Source organism: Sphingomonas metalli (genome assembly GCF_014641735.1).
GTDB classification, from domain to species: Bacteria; Pseudomonadota; Alphaproteobacteria; order Sphingomonadales; family Sphingomonadaceae; genus Sphingomonas; species Sphingomonas metalli.
Genome location: NZ_BMIH01000001.1, coordinates 687,605 through 704,986, shown reverse-complemented (window position 1 = coordinate 704,986; position 17,382 = coordinate 687,605). Strand labels below are relative to the sequence as shown.

Below are 17,382 nucleotides of genomic sequence, written 5' to 3'. Positions count from 1 at the left end.
TGAAGGAAAACTTGGGGGTGGTGTCGGCGGTCGAGCCCCTCCCCTTCAGGGGAGGGGTTGGGGTGGGGCGTGTCCGTCAACGCCTCGCTTGTGGAAGCGCCCCACCCCCGGCCCTCCCCTGAAGGGGAGGGGAGAAGTTGCATCGAAACCGAGCCCTCAAAAGCCCAGCGACCACCTCAAGGCCATGCCGTAATCGTCCGGCAGCGCCTGGACGTTGCCGGGATCGCGCCGCCAGTAGAGATTGGTCTGGACCGTGCCCAGCCAGAGCGGGCGGGCATAGCGGGCCTCGACATCCAGCTCGCGGCCGTCGGGTGCGAGGTTGAGGCGCTGGGTCGTCCACTGCGCGACGGCGCGGCGATCATAGTCCCACAGCGTCGGCAGGGCGAGGTCGAGGCCGCCGGCGGCGACGCGCAGCGGCTGGGCGAGGCGCAGACCGAAACCGTCGCCGCCGAAGATCCCGTCCTTGCCGAGATCGACGGCGAAGGCGCTGGTGCGGATCAGCCCGGTGCCGTTCAGGCCGGCGCGAACCTGCGCCGTCGTCCAGCCGCGCCGCCAGCTGCCGCCGAGCGACCAGCCATCGCCGGCATCGAGCCGCGCCTCGCCGACCGCGAACCAGCTGGTCGCGCGCGCCGCGCCGAGGCCGCTGCCGAAGCTGGCGCCGAGCACCGTGTCCTGCTCCGCCAGCCGTTCGCCCGACAGCCACAGGCCGAGCGCGCCGATGCGGCGGTCGAGCGTCATCGCCATGCGGGTGAAGCGTGCGTCGCGGCGGAGCGGGTCGCCGATCCGGTGCAGGATCGCGCCGTCCTCGACCGCCATCGTTACGCCCGTCGCGCCGAACTGTTGCCGGATCGCGCCCGCGCCGCGGGCCGAGGAGACGAAGCCGTTGCCGCGTGGATCGGCGATCAGGAAGGCGGGATCGCGGCGGCCGGCGAGCTGCGCCGTGAGCGCGCCGGAGCCCTGCGCGAAGCCGAGGCCGAAGGACAGGCTGCTGCCCAGCCGCTGGGTCACCATGCCGGCGATCGCCCGCGCGGCCTGGCCCTGCGCCATGCTGAGCCGGGTCGGTTCGGTGTCGAGCCGGCCGTCTCGCGGGGCAAGAGTGACCGAGACGCTGGTGTCGCCGGTCGCCATGCCGACCTGCCGCGCGCCCATGCGCAGTGCGCCGGCCAGCATCGGCGTCGGCCGGGCGCGGGCGATGGTGGTGGCGAGATCGATCGCGAAGGCGCGGTCATAGCCATCGAGGATGACGGCGCCGAGGCCGCTGCTGCGCGCATCGCCCATCGGCGCCGACAGCGTCGCGTTGGTGATCGCGGATATGGTCGCATCGCTGCCCGCGGCGCGCATCGTGCCGACCGGCTGGAAGGCGCGGGTGATGTCGAGCACGCCATTGCCGTAGACGCCGTCGACGCCCGCCGCGCCCGCATCGCGGGCGGTTCGGAAGAGCAGGTCGACGATCTGCGCGCCCGACAGGTTGGGAAAGGCCTGCGCCAGCAGCGCCACCGCGCCCGATATCTGCGGCGCCGCGAAGGAGGTGCCCGACCAGAGATAGGGCGTGTTGTTCTCGTCGGGCGCGCGCACCCGCTCGCCGACCGCCGTCAGGAAGTAGGCGGCGGCGTTGCCCGCCCGGTCGCTGAACGAGGAGATCGCATCGCCGCTGCCGACCGAGCCGGCGATCACCACCAGCCCGCGCGAGACCGCGGTATTGGTCGCCACTGCCGCGAAGCTGTCGGGGTTCTCGGCCGCGTCGTTGCCGGCCGAGATGACGATCACGATTCCCGCCGCGGTGGCGCGGGCGATCGCGTTCTGGAGCTGCAGCGGCATGGCGGTGCCGCCGAGCGACATGTTGATCACCCGCGCGCCGGCCACGCGCGCGGCATCGACGCCGCGGGCGATCGCGTCGGACCCGAACTTGCACCCGCTGTCCGGGTCGCTCGCGGTCTCGGTCGCGCAGCTGCCGGGACGATCGGCGCGCAGGGCGATCACCGTAGCGTCGAAGGCGACGCCGTGGCTTCCCGCGCCGTTGCGCCGCCCGGCGGCGGTGAAGGCGACCGCGGTGCCGTGGCCGTCCTCGTCGTCATAGCCGGTATTGCCGGCCACGTCCTGCGAGGCGGACGAGACGCGGCCGGTGAACTCCTCGCTCTGCTGGTCGATGCCGGTGTCGATGATGCCGATCCGGATGCCGTTGCCGGTCGCGCCGCGATTATAGGCGGCCAGCGCGTTCATCGACACCGCGCCCACCGTCGCGCGATATTCGGTGGTGTCGTAGTTTGTCGAGGGCGTCGGCGCGGGGGTCGGCGCGGGGGTGGGGGCGGGCGCCGGGGTGGCGACCGGTTCCGGGATCTGGGCCGCGGGCGGGGTGGGCGTCGGCGTGGGCACGGGCGTGCTGTTGACCCCGCCGCCGCCGCTGCCGCCGCAGGCCATGAGGATCAGCGGAAGGGTGAAGGCCGCGCCGCGCAGCAGCGTGCGTGAGAAAGGAACCGCTGTCATCTACGCGCTACTCATCCACCCTTTAGGCCGGGTTTAGCGTCAAATCGCCGCGGACCCAAGCGGGCTTGCGCAAGCCCCGTTGCCCGTGCGCGCGCCGCATCCTACAGCCCGCGGCCGATGATCGCGCGCCTGGCCCATATCGACACCTGGATCTTCGATCTGGACAACACGCTCTACCCGGCGCGGGCCAATCTGTTCGCGCGAATCGATGCGCGGATGACCGCCTATATCGCCGACCTGCTGGGCGTCGATGCGCAGGAGGCGCATCGGGTGCAGAAGGCCTATTTCATCGGCCATGGCACGACGCTGGCGGGGCTGATGGCCGAGCATGACGTCGATCCGCAGGCGTTCCTGGCCTATGTCCACGATATCGAGATGGACGTGCTGGAGGAGGATGCGCCGCTGGCCGCCGCGATCGCGCGGCTGCCGGGACGCAAGCTGGTCTTCACCAATGGCGACAAGCCCTATGCGCTGAAGGTGCTCGACCGGCTGGGGCTGGGCGGCAGCTTCGAGGCGGTGCACGACATCCATGCGATGGACCTGGTGCCCAAGCCGCATCCCGCCGCCTATGACGGGCTGTGCCGCGCCTTCGGCATCGACCCCATGCGGGCGCTGTTCGTCGAGGACATGGCGCGCAACCTGAAGCCCGCCAAGGCGATCGGCATGACGACCGTCTGGGTCGACAACGGGTCCGAACAGGATCCCGACACGACCCGCGACTATGTGGATTTCCATGTGCGCGACCTTGCGCCGTGGCTCGAATCGATCTGGGAGACCGTATGACCACCACCGACCTCGCCGCGACCATCGATGCCGCCTGGGAAGACCGGGCGAGCCTGTCCTTCGATACGCGAGGCGCGGTGCGCGACGCCGTCGACCGCGCGCTGGCGCTGCTCGACGCCGGCGAGGCGCGGGTGGCCGAGCCGGACGGCGAGGGCTGGCGCGTCAACCAGTGGCTGAAAAAGGCGGTGCTGCTGTCCTTCCGCCTCAACGACAATGCCCTGATCGACAATGGTCCGGGCGGCGGCCACTGGTTCGACAAGGTGCCGTCCAAATTCGCCGGCTGGAGCGAGGACGCGTTCCGCGCCGCCGGCTTCCGCGCGGTGCCGGGCAGCGTCGTGCGGCGCGGGGCGTTCATCGGCAAGGGCGCGATCCTGATGCCGAGCTTCGTCAATATCGGGGCCCATGTCGGCGAGGGGACGATGGTCGACACCTGGGCGACGGTCGGCAGCTGCGCGCAGATCGGGAAGAACGTCCATCTCTCCGGCGGGGCCGGCATCGGCGGGGTGCTGGAGCCGTTGCAGGCGGACCCGGTCATCATCGGCGACGGCGCGTTCATCGGTGCGCGGGCCGAGGTGGCGGAGGGCGTGCGCGTCGGCGAGGGCGCGGTGCTGTCGATGGGCGTGTATCTGGGCGCGTCGACCAAGATCATCGATCGCGAGACCGGCGAGGTCTTCCGCGGGCACGTGCCGCCCTACAGCGTGGTGGTGCCGGGCTCGACCGGCGGCGGTGAGGGCAAGCCGGCGCTGTACTGCGCGGTGATCGTCAAACGCGTCGACGCGCAGACGCGGTCGAAGACCAGCATCAACGAGCTGCTGCGGGATTGAATAGATCCTCCCCACAAGGTGGGGAGGGGGACCGCGACCGAAGGTCGTGGTGGAGGGGGGATGGCCGCGAGTGCAGCGCCTGTGGCGCTCCCCCTCCACCACCGGGCTGCGCCCGGCGGTCCCCCTCCCCGCGGAGCGGGGAGGATCTTTGGTCACACCATTGTCTCGCGGAGAGATTACCTCTTCGCTTGCCCCGGCCGCCAACCGCGCCTATCCCGGCGTTTAACATGTTCAACGCTTCGGAGAGTTCCATGGCCATGACCGTCAGCAACGTCCTCGACCGGGTTCTCGTCCTCGAAATGGTGCGCGTGACCGAGGCGGCGGCGATCGCGGCGTCGACGCTCGTCGGGCGCGGCGACGAGAAGGCGGCCGATGCCGCCGCCGTGGAGGCGATGCGCGCGGCGCTCAACGAGCTGTACATGGACGGCACCGTCGTGATCGGCGAGGGCGAGCGCGACGAGGCGCCGATGCTGTTCATCGGCGAGAAGGTCGGCACCGGCAAGGGCCCGGAGATCGACATCGCGCTCGATCCGCTGGAGGGCACGACAATCTGCGCCAAGGCGGGGCCGAACAGCCTCGCCGTGCTGGCGATCGCGGAGAAGGGTGGCCTGCTCAACGCGCCCGACGTCTATATGGACAAGATCGCAGTCGGCCCCGGCTATCCGGCCGGGGTGATCGACCTCGACCGGTCGCCGTCGGAGAATGTCCGCGCGATCGCCGCGGCGAAGGGCGTCGAGCCGGCCGAGATCATCGCCTGCGTGCTCGACCGGCCGCGGCACGAGGCGCTGATCGCCGAGCTGCGCTCGCTCGGCTGCGGCGTGGTGCTGATCGGCGACGGCGACGTGGCCGGCGTGATCGCGACCACCGACCCGGACACGACGATCGACGTCTATATGGGCTCGGGCGGCGCGCCCGAGGGGGTGCTGGCCTGCGCGGCGCTGCGCTGCGTCGGCGGGCAGTTCAAGGGGCGGCTGCTGTTCCGCAACGATGACGAGCGCGCCCGGGCGGCGAAATGGGGCGTGACCGACCTCGACCGCCAGTACGACCTGACCGACCTGGCGCGGGGCGACTGCATCTTCGCCGCCACCGGCGTCACCGACGGCTCGCTGCTCGCCGGCGTGAAGCGGCAGGGTCGCAAGATGACGACCGAGAGCGTGGTGATGCGCGCCTCGTCCGGCACGGTGCGCTGGGTAAAGGGCGAGCACCGGCTGGGGTGAGCGCGGCCGCGCCGCTGCTGCTGATCGCGGCGCTGGCGGCGGCCGGCTGGTTCCTGTTCGGCGGGCGCGGCGAGGCGGCCGGTACGGCGCGCTATCGCCGGTGGATGGCGCGGGCGGCGGGTGCGTTCCTGCTGCCGACGCTGGTCGCGCTGGCGCTGCTGGGCCGGATCGAGGCGCTCTGGATCCTGCCGCCCGACTTCGCAGATGCGCGGGCGTGGCTGCCGGCGATGGCGCCGCCCGATCTGATCGAGGGAGCCCTGGCGGGCGTGCTGCTCGGTCTGGCCGCGGCGGCGATCCGGGCGCGGCGGGGCGGGCGGCCGATCGGACGGCCGGGCGCGCTGATGCCGCGGCATCGCGGCGAGCTCGGCTGGGGCGCGGCGGTGGCGCTGGTGGCCGGCGGGACCGAGGAGCCGTTCTTCCGCCTGCTATTGCCGCTGCTGATCGCCGAGGTGACGGGGAGCGCGACGGCGGGGTTCGTACTGGCGACGCTGCTGTTCGGGGCGATGCACCGGTATCAGGGATGGCGGGGCATGATCGCGACGACGGTGTTCGGCGGGGTGATGGCGGCGGTATATCTGATGAGCGGTGCGCTGTGGCTGGTGGTGGTGATCCACGCGCTGATCGATGTGAACGGGCTGGTGCTGTGGCCGTGGTTGGCGCGGAAGAAGCGCGCAACGCCTTAGCCGTGATCCATCCAAGCTGGACCGGGCGTCATCCCAGCGAAGGCTGGGATCTTCCCGTCAGAGGGCGAGGCGGAAGCCGCAAAAGGCCCCAGCCTGCGCTGGGGCGACGGGTTTGGCCAAGGGGATCATGATCCAATGCGTTCGCCTTGAGCTTGTCGAAGGGGGCTTTTTTTCTTCTTCTCCTCTCGTTCGGGGCACGAGGAAGAACAGTGCCCTTCGACTGCCTGCAAAGGCAGGCGCTCAGGACAGGCTTCGACAAGCTCAGCACGAACGGGGGAGGGGGGCGCGGCTCAGCTCTTCAGCCGCCAGCCCGTCCGGAAGATCCAGCTGATCCACGCGAGGCAGGCGAGCAGGAAGCCGCCCGTCACCGCCAGGCTGATCCCCAGCGCCACGTCGCTGGTGCCGAAGAAGGTCCAGCGGAAGCCGTTGATCAGATAGACGACCGGATTGAACAGCGTCACGGTCCGCCACGGCTCGGGCAAGATCTGTACCGAATAGAAGGCGCCGCCGAGGAAGGTCATCGGGGTGACGACCAGCAGCGGGATGACCTGGAGCTGCTCGAATCCCTTGGCCCAGATCCCGATCGCGAAGCCGAACAGGCAGAAGGTCGCCGCCACCAGGATCAGGAACCCCGCCGCGGCCAAGGGGTGGAGGACCGGCAGGTCGACGAAGAGGTGCGCGGTGGCGAAGATGACGAGACCGATGATCACCGACTTGGTCGTCGCCGCGCCGACATAGCCCAGCACCGTTTCCAGCGGCGAGAGCGGTGCCGACAGGATCTCGTAGATGGTGCCGGTGAACTTCGGCATGTAGATGCCGAGCGAGGCGTTGAGGATCGATTCCGAGAAGATCGCGAGCAGCATCAGCCCGGGCACGATGAACGCGCCATAGGGCACGCCCGACACCTCGCTCATGCGGCTGCCGATCGCCGAGCCGAAGACGATGAAGTAGAGCGAGGTGGTGATGACCGGGACCAGCAGGCTGGTCCACACCGTCCGCCCGAACCGCGCCATTTCGAAGCGGTAGATCGCCCAGATGCCGTGGAGGTTCATCAGATCCTCCCCGGTACGGGGAGGGGGACCGCCAGCCGCAGGCTGGTGGTGGAGGGGGACGACCACGGGCGGCCCGCTTGCGGCGATCCCCCTCCACCATGCTGCGCATGGTCCCCCTCCCCATGAATGGGGAGGATCTTGGTCATGCTCACGCCCGTTCCCCCACCAGATCGACGAAGATGTCCTCGAGGCTCGACTTGGCCGTCTCCAGGTCCTTGAAGCCGATGCCGAGCTCCTGCACGCGGCGCAGGAAGGAGGGGATGCCGGTACGCTCGTCGGTGGCGTTGAAGACGTAGCGCAGGACATGGCCGTCCTGTTCGAGGGTCGGGTGCCAGTCGGCCAGCGCGTCCGGGATCGCCGCCATTGGCTCGGTCAGCGTCAGGTCGAGCGTGCGCTTGCCGAGCCGGCTCATCAGTGCCGCCTTCTCGTCGACGAGAAGCAGCCGGCCCTTGGCGATCACGCCGACCCGGTCGGCCATCTCCTCGGCCTCCTCGATATAATGGGTCGTCAGGATGATGGTGACGCCGCGGTCGCGGAGCGAGCGGACCATCGTCCACATGTCGCGCCGCAGCGCCACGTCGACGCCCGCGGACGGCTCGTCGAGGAACAGGATCTCGGGCTCGTGCGCCAGCGCCTTGGCGATCAGCACGCGGCGCTTCATCCCGCCCGACAGCTCCATGATCCGCGCGTTGCGCTTCTCCCAGAGCGCGAGGTCGCGGAGCAGCTGTTCGATATAGGCGGGGTCGGCGGCGCGGCCGAACAGGCGGCGCGAGAAGCTGACGGTCGCCAGCACGCTCTCGAACGCGTCGGTCGAGAGTTCCTGCGGGACGAGACCGATCGCGCGGCGCGCGGCCTTGTAGTCCGCCTGTGCGTCATGACCGTCGACGGTGATCGTGCCCGCCGAGGGCGTGACGATGCCGCAGATGATCGAGATGAGCGTGGTCTTGCCCGCGCCATTGGGCCCCAGCAGCGCGAAGATCTCGCCGCGGCGGATCGACAGGTCGACCGGCTGGAGCGCGGTCGTGCCGGGCTGGCTGCCGCGCGGGGCATAGGTCTTGGCGACGCCTGCCAGCGTCAGCACCGCCCCGGTCATGACGGGCGCGCCTCGGCGATCGCGCGCTGCAACTCCTCGATCGGGAGCGCGCCGGCGAGCATCCGGTCGCCGACGACCCAGCTGGGCGTGCCGTTCACCCCCAGCTTGGCGGCGGTCTCGAGGTTGCTGCGAATTTCCGCATCGATGCGCGGGGTCGCGGCGGCGAGCTTGCTCGTGTCGACGCCGGCGCTGCGGGCGGCGGCCGCGATGGTCTCGTCGGTCACGCGGCCACCGGCATAGAGCGTGTCGTGGAACGCGTTGAACTTGCCCTGCGTCGCGGCGAGCAGGCTCATGCGGGCCGCGGCGCGGCTCGACTCGGCGAGGATCGGCAGCTCGCGGAAGACCACCTTCAGCCTGGGATCGGCGGCGATCAGCTGGCGGATCATCGGCAGGCTGGCGCGGCAATAGCCGCAATTATAGTCGTAATATTCGACCAGCGTGACGTCGCCCTGGGGATTGCCGGCCACCGCGCCGGCAAAGGGGGTGAGGATCGCGGCCCGGTTGGCGGCGACGGTCCCCTTCGCCTCCCCCTGCTGATAGCGGTCGATCGCCTGGGACAGGAGATCGGGATGGGCAACGACATGCGCGACCGCGAAGGCGTCGCCATGCGCCTGCTGCCACGCCACGGTCCCGCCGCTGCCGATCAGCCCGCCCGCGAGCGCCGCCAGGGCGGGGATCTTCCAGTTCGTCAACGGCGCCTCTTCTTCTTGTCGGCCGCGGCGGCATCGCCGGCGGTCATCGCGATATCCTGCGCCCGGATCCAGTCGGCGGTGTTCGCCGGGATGTTGGCCATCGCGTAACGCGCGGACACGACGGCGGTTCTCGGATCGCCGGTCATCTGCGCCCGCTCGGCGGTGGCGAGCGCGGCACGGGCGGTGTCGCCGGTCTGTTCATAGGCGGTGCCGAGCTGCATCCACGCCCAGGGATTGTCGTCGTCGCGCTGGGTGGCGACGCGCAGCACGCGAATCGCCTCGGGCAGGTTCGCCTTGTCCTCGGTCGCGATCAGCGCATGGCCGAGCGTGGTGGCGATCAGCGGGTTGGAGCGCGACAGGTCGGTCGCGGCGCGGAGCGGATCCAGCGCCGCGCGCGGCTGGCCTGATTCGAGCAGGATCTGCCCCTGCATCTCGAGGAAATAGGGGTCGCGCGGCGCGGCGGCGACCAGGGCGCCCGTCTCCGCCGCGGCCTTGTCGGGATAGCCGGCCTTATGGAAGGCATAGGCGCGGGCGTAATGGGCGTAGATCGACTGGTCGGTCTGCGGATAGGTCTGGAGCGTCTTCTCGGGCGGGTCGACATAGCCGCGCAGCTTCGCCTTCACGCGGCGGAACCGCTCCTCCAGGGCCGGATCGGATGGTGTCTTCCACGACGGCGCTTCCTCCAGCGTTTCGCTGAGATTGGCGATGCGTTCGCTGGAGACGGGGTGGTCGAGCAGGAAGCCGACCTTGCGGGTGATGCCGTAGCGATATTCGAGCTGCTGCATCTTCTTGAAGAAGGACAGATAGCCGCGCCCGGTGATGCCGGAATCGTTGAGGAAGCGGGCGCCCGCTGCGTCCGCGGAGCTTTCCTGCGTGCGGGAGAAGGCGAGGTAGCTGCCCTGCGCCGCCTGCTGTCCCGCGGCGATCACGCCCAGCCCCGCCTCGCTGCCGCCCGCCGCAATCGCCGCGACCCCGGCGAGGAGCGAGAGGAGGCTGATCCCCATCGGCCCGCGCGCGGCGCGATCGGCGAGCGCGACATGGCCGCCGACGATATGGCCGATCTCGTGCGCGATGACGCCCTGCACCTCGTTGGCGGTATCGGCGGCGGAGATGGTGCCCGAATGGACATAGACGGTCTGCCCGCCCGCCACGAAGGCGTTGACCGAATCGTCGTTGACCAGAACGATGTGGACGTCGCGCGGGTTGAGCCCCGCCGCCTTCACCAGCGGCGCGGACATGTCGTTCAGGAGCGATTCGGTCTCCGCATCGCGCAGCACCGACTGCGCCAGCGCCGGCTGGACCAGCACGAGCATCGAAGCGGCCAGCGCGCTGGCCAGGCGGGCGACGAAACGCTTCATAGGGCTGCTATCCGCTAAATGGCCGGCGGGATCAACGCCGGCGCGCTCCGGGAAGGTTCGCCCTGCCGGTCCGGCCGTGAACCCGTGATGAAGGACTGGAATCGCATCCGTTCTAGTGCAAACGGACGATGCCATTTCACCCGGCCGCATTACAGGAAGCCATGACCAGATCGTCCACGATCCTCGGTCGCATCATCCATGTTCCGCGCCGCGTGGCCGAAAGGCTCTTTTCGGTCACGCGGCAACGGACCCGCGGACGGTGCGACATCTGTGACAGCCCGGTGCCCGAGGGCGCCGTGCGCTGTGCCGACTGTCGCACCGAGATGCACTGGTAAGGACCGGTCGTACTGCGACAATCTGCGACATAAACGCGCTGGACAGTGGCGGGCGTGTTGTCCATCCACTACAGTCATGCCGCGCCTTCGCGTTCTTCTTCCCCTCGCCACGCTGCCGCTCGCGGCCTGTTCGGTCGGGCCGAACTACCGTCCGGCGGCGCCGGCCGAGCTGGGCGTGCCCGATCAATGGTCCGTCCCGACCGCGACCACGCGCGAGGACCTGACGCGGTGGTGGGACCGGTTCGACGATCCGGTGCTGGGCCAGCTGGTGCAGCAGGCCGCCACTGCCAATACCGACATCGCGCAGGCGGTCGGGCGGCTGCGCCAGGCGCGCGAGGGTCTGGTGCAGAGCCGGTCGAGCCTGTTCCCGACCCTGTCCGGCTCCACCGGCTATCAGCGCAACGAGAATCTGCGTGGCGGCGGGCGCTCCTTCACCCTGCCCGACGGGACGGTGGTCGATACCGGCGGCGGCGGATCGAACAGCTATACGCTGGGCCTGTCGGCCAGCTATCAGGTCGGCATCTTCGGCGAGATCCGCCGGACGGTGGAGGCGAGCCGCGCGCAGTACGAGGCGTCCGGCTACGACTATGCGTCGGTCCTGCTCTCGGTCGAGAGCGAGGTGGCGCGCAACTACGTTCTCGCCCGCGCGCTGCAGGCGCAGCTCGCCAATGCACGGTCCAGCCTAGCGTTGCAGGACGACAATCTGGAGATCGCCGGGTTTCGCGTGCAGGCCGGCCTCGTCTCCTCGCTCGATGCGGAGCAGGCGCGCAGCCAGCGCGCGCAGACCGCCGCGACGATCCCGCAGCTCGAGCAGCAATACAACGCCGCGGTCGCGCGGATCGGCGTGCTGACGGCGCAGGCGCCTGGCGCGTTCAAGGCGCAGCTGGAAGCGCCGCGGCCCATCCCCAAGGGGCCCGATACGGTCGCGGCCGGCATCCCGGCGGACACGCTGCGCCAGCGGCCCGACGTACGCGCGGCCGAGCGCAACCTCGCCGCCGCGACGGCCCAGATCGGGGTGGCCAAGGCGCGGCTCTACCCGGCGCTGTCGATCACCGGCAATATCAACACCAACGCGACCTCGATCGGCAATCTCGGCGACGCGATCACCGGCGGGCTGTTCGCCGGACTGACCCAGGCGATCTTCAACGGCGGCCGGCTGCGCAGCCAGGTCCGCAGCGCGGAGGCGGCGACCGACATCGCACTGGCCGCGTACAAGGGCACGGTGCTGCTGGCGCTGGAGGATGTGGAGAATGCGATCGTCGCGCTCGCCTCCGCCCGGGCGCGCGAACGGGAGTTCGCGATCGCCTATGACGCGGCGAACAACTCGGCGATCCTCAGCCGCAGCCAGTATCGGTCGGGGCTGACCGACTTCACCACCCTGACCCAGCAGGAAGCGGCGCTGCTCTCCGCGCGCAACGGCCTGACCCAGGCGCGGTCGGACGCGGCGACCGCGCTGATCGCGCTCTATGTCGCGCTCGGCGGCGGCTGGGACGCGACGCGCGTTCCCGTCGCCCCGCCGCGCGACGCGCCGGCCGGCAGCACCGCCGCTCCCGTGCCCGTACCCACCCAGACAGAGGCGCGCTGATGGCCGACCAGACCACCGACGAATTCCTGGGTGTGAAGCCCGTACCCGCCTGGCGCCGCTGGGTGAAATGGGGCGTGCTGGCCGCGATCCTCGTGCTGCTGGCGCTCCTCGTCGCGCGCTGCGTCCGGGGCGGCGAGGAGGCGCAATATGCGACCGCGCCGGTGCGGCAGGGCGACCTGACGGTCAGCGTCTCCGCGACGGGCAAGCTCGCGCCGACCAACCAGGTGACGGTCGGCTCGCAGCTGTCGGGCCTCGTCACCCGCGTGGTGGTCGACGTCAACGACCGCGTCACCGCCGGACAGGCGCTGGCGCTGATCGACCCCGAGCAGATCGACGACCAGATCCGCGCCGGCCAGGCCCAGCTCGCCGCCAATCGCGCACAGGTGGCGCAGGCGCAGGCGACCGTGGCGGAATCGAACGCGCAGCTCGCCCGGCTGGAAGAGGTGTACAAGCTATCGAACGGCCGCGTCCCCTCGGCGACCGAACTCCAGACCGGGCGCGCCAATGCGCAGCGCGCGGTGGCGGCGCTGCGCACCGCAGAGGCGAATGTGGAGGCGAGCCGCGCCCAGCTCGCCCAGTCGCAGACGCAGCGGCAGCGCGCGATCATCCGCAGCCCCGTGTCGGGCGTGGTGCTGGCGCGGCAGGTCGATCCGGGCCAGACGGTCGCGGCCTCGTTCAACACCCCGACGCTGTTCGTCATCGCCGAGGACCTGACCAAGATGAAGCTGGAGGTCGCGATCGACGAGGCGGATGTCGGCGAGGTGAAGCTGGGCCAGCAGGCGAGCTTCACCGTCGACGCCTTTCCCGGGCGTACCTTCCCCGCGACGATCACCCGCGTCGACCTGGGATCGAACCTGACGGTGAGCGCGGCGACCGCCTCGTCGAGCTCGACCGCCAGCACCGGCTCCACGACGGGTCAAGTGGTGAGCTACGCCGCTGACCTGACCGTCGCCAACGCCAATGGTGAGCTGCGTCCCGGCATGACCGCGACCGCCGACATCGTCACGTCCGACAAGAAGAACGTGCTGCTGGTGCCCAATGCGGCCCTCCGCTTCCGCCCATCGTCCGGCGCCGGGCAGGGCCAGGGGCAGGGCGGCGGCGGCATCGCCGGCTCGCTGACCTTCCGCCCGCGCCGCGACCGGCCGGAGCGCACCGCGACCCTGGGCCGCGGCGCGACCCAGACCGTCTATGTCAAGGGCGCGGACGGCAAGCCGCAGGCGGTGCAGATCACCACCGGCGACACCAATGGCAGCATGACCGAGGTGCTGGGCGGCGGGCTGAAGCCGGGGATGGAGGTCATTACCGGACAACTCGCTACCGGCGACGCGACGTCGGGCGGGCGTGGAGCCGGTGGCGGGGCTGGCGGCGGCGGGGGCCGGCGGCGCCAGCAGGGCGGGGCGGGTGGCCAGTAACCCCGCCCCCCTGATCCGGCTGCGCGGCGTCACGAAGGTCTATGGCACCGGTGCGACGCAGTTCCAGGCGCTGAAGGGCGTCGACCTCGACATCGCGGCGGGCGATTTCGTCGCGGTGATGGGCCCGTCGGGTTCGGGCAAGTCGACGACGATGAATATCCTGGGCTGTCTCGACGTGCCGAGCGGGGGCGAATTCCTGTTCCGCGGCCATCATGTCGAGCGGCTGGGGCGCGACGAGCGGGCGCTGCTGCGGCGGCGCTATCTCGGCTTCGTGTTCCAGGGGTTCAACCTGCTCAGCCGCACGACCGCGCTGGAGAATGTCGAGCTGCCGCTCCTCTATCGCGGCGAGGACCGCAAGATGCGGCGCGAGCTGGGCATGGCGGCGCTGGAGAAGGTGGGGCTCGACCGCTGGTGGGACCATACGCCCGCGGAGCTGTCGGGCGGGCAGCAGCAGCGCGTCGCGATCGCCCGCGCGATCGTGACCCAGCCCGACGTGCTGCTCGCCGACGAGCCGACCGGCAACCTCGATTCGGAGCGTTCGATCGAGATCATGGAGCTGCTGACCGGGCTCAATCGCGACAGCAACATCACCGTGCTGATGGTGACGCACGAGCCCGACATGGCGGCGTTCGCGCGGACGGTCGTCCACTTCAAGGACGGGCTGGTCGAGCGGATTGAGACGCAGCACCGGCAGGGGGAGGCGGTGGCGTGACCGACTTTCCGTCGCATACGCGCTGTGTGCGTCCTGCCGGACGTGTTCCGGCATCCACCGTTCCGCAGGTGTGTCGGCCGCTGGTTCCTGCGGCGCGGTGGACGCCGGGGCATGTCGCGACCAGCACGAAAGTCTTGCCGCCACCCCGTCGGAGGCCGGGGTCCAGCTGGGTGAAGCGTTCCGCCGACTTGCCGCCGTCCCCCAACTGGGCCCCGGCCTTCGCCGGGGTGGCGGATAGTGGGGAGGGTGTCCTTTCGACGTTGCCTCCTGCCTCACGTCCCGGCCTGTGCGGGGATGACGGACGGTTGGAGCGCGCCTGATGTTCGGCACCACCCTGATTCTCGCGATCCGGTCGATCCGGCGGCATCTGCTGCGGTCGTTCCTGACCATCCTCGGCATCGTCATCGGCGTCGGCGCGGTGGTGACGATGGTGACGCTGGGCAAGGCCACGACGAGCGCGGTGCAGGCGTCGATCTCGGCGCTCGGGACCAACGTCCTGCAGATCCGCCCCGGCCAGGGCTTCGGCCGCGGCGGCGGCGGGCCGCGGCCGCCCGATTTCGATCAGGCGGATGTCGATGCGATCGCCAACCAGATCGCCGGCGTCACCGCGGTGGCGCCGCAGGCCAGCTCCAGCGCGACCGCCATCTACGAGGGCGCGAACTGGTCGACGACGATCAACGGCACCACCAGCGCCTTCCTGACCGTGCAGCCCTGGCCGCTCGCCTCTGGCCGGTACTGGACGCCGGCGGAGGAGGCGGCGGGCAAGGCGGTGTGCCTGATCGGCAATACCGTGCGCCAGAACCTGTTCCGCGGCGGCGATGCGGTGGGCAGCCGGATGCGGCTCGGCAATATCAGCTGCGACGTGATCGGCACGCTGACCACGCGCGGGCAGGGCGGCTTCGGCGACCAGGACGATGTGGTGGTGATGCCGATCAAGGCGGTGCAGCGCCGCTTCACCGGCAGCCAGGACATCCGCCTGATGCTGGTCGGGGTCGACCAGGCCTATTCGACGCAGGTGGTGCAGGCGGCGATCACCGACCTGTTGCGCGAGCGTCGCCGGATCCAGGCGGGGCGCGACGACAATTTCAACATCTTCGACACCAAGCAGATCAGCGATACGCTGACCAGCACGACGACGATGCTGACCCGGATCGTCGCGGCGGTGGCGGCGATCAGCTTGGTCGTCGGCGGCATCGGCATCATGAACATCATGCTGGTGTCGGTCACCGAGCGGACCCGCGAGATCGGTATCCGCCTCGCCATCGGCGCGGTCGCCAACGAGGTGCTGATGCAGTTCCTGGTGGAGGCGGTGGCGCTGTCGTGCCTGGGCGGGCTGATCGGACTGGTGCTGGCGCAGCTGGTGATCCTGGCGCTGGTGCCGCTGATGCAGGTGCCCTGGACCTTCGATCCGCAGATCAACCTGATCGCCTTCGCCATATCGGCGGTGATCGGGGTGGTGTTCGGCTATTTCCCCGCACGGCGGGCGGCGGCGCTCAACCCGATCGATGCGCTGCGGCACGAGTAGATAGGTACCTTATCCCTTCGCGCTGAGCGCGTCGAAGCACCGTTCTTTTCGAGTAGCTCCGGGTGAACGGAGGTGGGGGTGACGACGGTGGGTCCGTCCCCTACGGCACCAGCCGTTCCGGCGCGTGGACGAGCTGGCGAATGCGTTCCAGATCCTCAGGCGTGTCGATGTCGATCAGCTCGGCGGGGCTGGTCACGACATGGCGGCCGGCTGCGATCAGGGCGCGGGCACCCTGGTCGCCGGTAAGCGACAGGAGCTGGTCGAACCGCGCGCGGCCGAACAGTACCGGCGGCCTGGGTTCGTGGCCGTCGCTGGACGCCACCACCGCATCGGCCGAATCGGCGGCGTCGAACAGGCGGAAGATGTGCGCTGCGGTGACGCGCGGCATGTCGGCGAGCGCGATCAGCACCGACTGAGCGCCCATCTCCCGTGCGTGCGCGACGCCCAGCTTGACCGATTCGGACATGCCGAGATCCTGCCGCTCGTTATGGATCTCGGTATAGCCGCAGCTGGCGAAATCGAGACTGCAGCCGTCGCGCACCACCAGCCGCGAGCGAAAGGGAATATCTTCGAGCGCCCTGACGACATGGAAGCCGACCGGCCGGCCGAGGAACTCCGCCTCCAGCTTGTTCCCGTCGCCGAACCGCGAGGATCGGCCCGCCGCGAGCAGGACCAGGACGCAATCTTCAACGCTTGCCATGAAAGGCCCCCACCATCGCCGCGGCGATCGACAGGGCGATCTCGGACGGGCCGATCGCGCCGATGTCGATCCCGACCGGACCGTCGATCCGGTCGATCTGCGCCGGTGCGACGCCCGCCGCGGCAAGCCGCTCCCGGCGCGCGGCATGGCTGCGGCGGCTGCCGAGCGCACCGACATAGGCGGCCTCGCTGGCGAGCGCCGCGACCAGCGCCGGATCGTCGATCTTGATGTCGTGGCTGAGCGTCACCACAGCGGTGGCCGGACCCGGGCGCCACGCCGCCACCGCCTCGTCGGGCCAGCGGTCGTCGAGGGTCACGCCGGGAAAGCGCTCCTCCGTCAGGAAGCGACCGCGCGGGTCGATCACCACCGTCTCGATCCCCAGCTCGCGCGCCAGCCCGGCGAGCGCCTGTGCGATCTGGACCGCGCCGACGATCAGCAGCCGCCGTGGCGGGTCGTAGCGGTTGACGAAGACCTCGCCGGTCTCGACCGGGCGCAGATCCGAATGGCCGGTCGCCAGATCGGTGGTCACGGACAGCGCCTCGCCGCGCTCGCGCGCCTCGGCGATGCGGTCGAACAGCTCGGGATCGAACGCTTCGGCGGAGACGGGCTGGACCATCACCGCGATCTCGCCGCCGCAGGGAAGGCCCACCTCCCAGGCCGACTGGTCGGCGACGCCGTAGCGTTTGACCTGGAAGGGCGCGCCCGCGATCACCTCCGCCGCGGTCTGGAGGATGTCGCTCTCGACGCAGCCGCCCGACACCGATCCTTCGAATCGGCCGTCTTCGTGGACGAGCATATGGCTGCCCCGGGGCCGGGGCGCCGACCCCCAGGTGGAGACGACCGTCGCCAGCGCCATCGGGGCGCCGCGCCACGACCGGGCGGCGGCCAGTACGCTGTCATTCTCGCTCATATCGGCATCGGTCCTCG

At 70.4% G+C, this 17,382-nt stretch carries 15 protein-coding genes; 8 read left to right on the top strand and 7 right to left on the bottom strand.

From position 1 onward, the window contains the following. Positions 1 to 156: 156 nt before the first annotated feature. The gene (locus IEX18_RS03640) at positions 157 to 2,484 is read right to left on the bottom strand and encodes a S8 family peptidase (RefSeq protein WP_188657265.1); all 2,328 of its coding nucleotides are present in this window, start codon (positions 2,482 to 2,484) and stop codon (positions 157 to 159) included. Between the two features lie 117 nt (positions 2,485 to 2,601). On the opposite strand from IEX18_RS03640, the gene IEX18_RS03635 reads away from it, so the two are divergent. The 4 genes from IEX18_RS03635 (at position 2,602) to IEX18_RS03620 (ending at position 5,991) form a co-directional block, all read left to right on the top strand. Further along, positions 2,602 to 3,267, top strand: a complete 666-nt coding sequence (locus tag IEX18_RS03635) for a pyrimidine 5'-nucleotidase (RefSeq protein ID WP_188657264.1) — start codon at positions 2,602 to 2,604, stop codon at positions 3,265 to 3,267. Beyond that, entirely contained in the window at positions 3,264 to 4,091 is an 828-nt protein-coding gene (gene dapD, locus IEX18_RS03630) for a 2,3,4,5-tetrahydropyridine-2,6-dicarboxylate N-succinyltransferase (protein WP_188657263.1), read from the top strand. Before IEX18_RS03635 ends, dapD begins: the two co-directional genes overlap by 4 nt. Before the next feature lie 251 nt (positions 4,092 to 4,342). Beyond that, positions 4,343 to 5,308 carry a class II fructose-bisphosphatase gene (gene glpX / locus IEX18_RS03625; RefSeq protein WP_188657262.1) on the top strand — a complete coding sequence of 322 codons (966 nt, stop codon included), beginning with the start codon at positions 4,343 to 4,345 and terminating at the stop codon, positions 5,306 to 5,308. Then, a complete protein-coding gene (locus IEX18_RS03620; RefSeq protein WP_188657261.1) occupies positions 5,305 to 5,991 on the top strand; it encodes a CPBP family intramembrane glutamic endopeptidase in 687 nt (228 codons plus the stop codon). Before glpX ends, IEX18_RS03620 begins: the two co-directional genes overlap by 4 nt. 290 nt (positions 5,992 to 6,281) lie before the next feature. On the opposite strand, the gene IEX18_RS03615 is transcribed toward IEX18_RS03620, so the two are convergent. The 4 genes from IEX18_RS03615 to IEX18_RS03600 form a co-directional block, all read right to left on the bottom strand. Continuing rightward, complete coding sequence (locus IEX18_RS03615; protein ID WP_188657260.1) at positions 6,282 to 7,043, bottom strand: ABC transporter permease; 762 nt, start codon at positions 7,041 to 7,043, stop codon at positions 6,282 to 6,284. A gap of 148 nt (positions 7,044 to 7,191) precedes the next feature. Next, positions 7,192 to 8,136, bottom strand: a complete 945-nt coding sequence (locus IEX18_RS03610) for an ABC transporter ATP-binding protein (protein WP_188657259.1) — start codon at positions 8,134 to 8,136, stop codon at positions 7,192 to 7,194. Continuing rightward, the gene (locus IEX18_RS03605; RefSeq protein WP_188657258.1) at positions 8,133 to 8,828 is read right to left on the bottom strand and encodes a DsbA family protein; all 696 of its coding nucleotides are present in this window, start codon (positions 8,826 to 8,828) and stop codon (positions 8,133 to 8,135) included. Before IEX18_RS03605 ends, IEX18_RS03610 begins: the two co-directional genes overlap by 4 nt. Beyond that, the gene (locus IEX18_RS03600) at positions 8,825 to 10,186 is read right to left on the bottom strand and encodes a M48 family metalloprotease (RefSeq protein ID WP_188657257.1); all 1,362 of its coding nucleotides are present in this window, start codon (positions 10,184 to 10,186) and stop codon (positions 8,825 to 8,827) included. The genes IEX18_RS03605 and IEX18_RS03600 overlap by 4 nt, the downstream gene beginning before the upstream one ends. Positions 10,187 to 10,597: 411 nt before the next feature. Here IEX18_RS03600 and IEX18_RS03595 point away from each other — a divergent pair, with 411 nt between their 5' ends. From IEX18_RS03595 to IEX18_RS03580, 4 genes are all read left to right on the top strand, one after another. Further along, on the top strand, positions 10,598 to 12,106 hold the full coding sequence (locus tag IEX18_RS03595; RefSeq protein WP_188657256.1) for an efflux transporter outer membrane subunit: 1,509 nt from the start codon (positions 10,598 to 10,600) through the stop codon (positions 12,104 to 12,106). Next, positions 12,106 to 13,518, top strand: coding sequence for an efflux RND transporter periplasmic adaptor subunit (locus IEX18_RS03590; protein ID WP_188657255.1), 1,413 nt, complete (start codon positions 12,106 to 12,108; stop codon positions 13,516 to 13,518). Before IEX18_RS03595 ends, IEX18_RS03590 begins: the two co-directional genes overlap by 1 nt. After that, positions 13,508 to 14,230 carry an ABC transporter ATP-binding protein gene (locus tag IEX18_RS03585; protein ID WP_188657254.1) on the top strand — a complete coding sequence of 241 codons (723 nt, stop codon included), beginning with the start codon at positions 13,508 to 13,510 and terminating at the stop codon, positions 14,228 to 14,230. The genes IEX18_RS03590 and IEX18_RS03585 overlap by 11 nt, the downstream gene beginning before the upstream one ends. 319 nt (positions 14,231 to 14,549) lie before the next feature. Continuing rightward, entirely contained in the window at positions 14,550 to 15,755 is a 1,206-nt protein-coding gene (locus IEX18_RS03580) for an ABC transporter permease (protein WP_188657253.1), read from the top strand. A gap of 100 nt (positions 15,756 to 15,855) precedes the next feature. On the opposite strand, the gene IEX18_RS03575 is transcribed toward IEX18_RS03580, so the two are convergent. Together IEX18_RS03575 and IEX18_RS03570 are read right to left on the bottom strand one after the other, a co-directional pair. Then, the gene (locus tag IEX18_RS03575; protein WP_188657252.1) at positions 15,856 to 16,455 is read right to left on the bottom strand and encodes a nucleotidyltransferase family protein; all 600 of its coding nucleotides are present in this window, start codon (positions 16,453 to 16,455) and stop codon (positions 15,856 to 15,858) included. Continuing rightward, positions 16,442 to 17,365 carry an XdhC family protein gene (locus tag IEX18_RS03570; RefSeq protein WP_188657251.1) on the bottom strand — a complete coding sequence of 308 codons (924 nt, stop codon included), beginning with the start codon at positions 17,363 to 17,365 and terminating at the stop codon, positions 16,442 to 16,444. Before IEX18_RS03570 ends, IEX18_RS03575 begins: the two co-directional genes overlap by 14 nt. Positions 17,366 to 17,382: the final 17 nt, after the last annotated feature.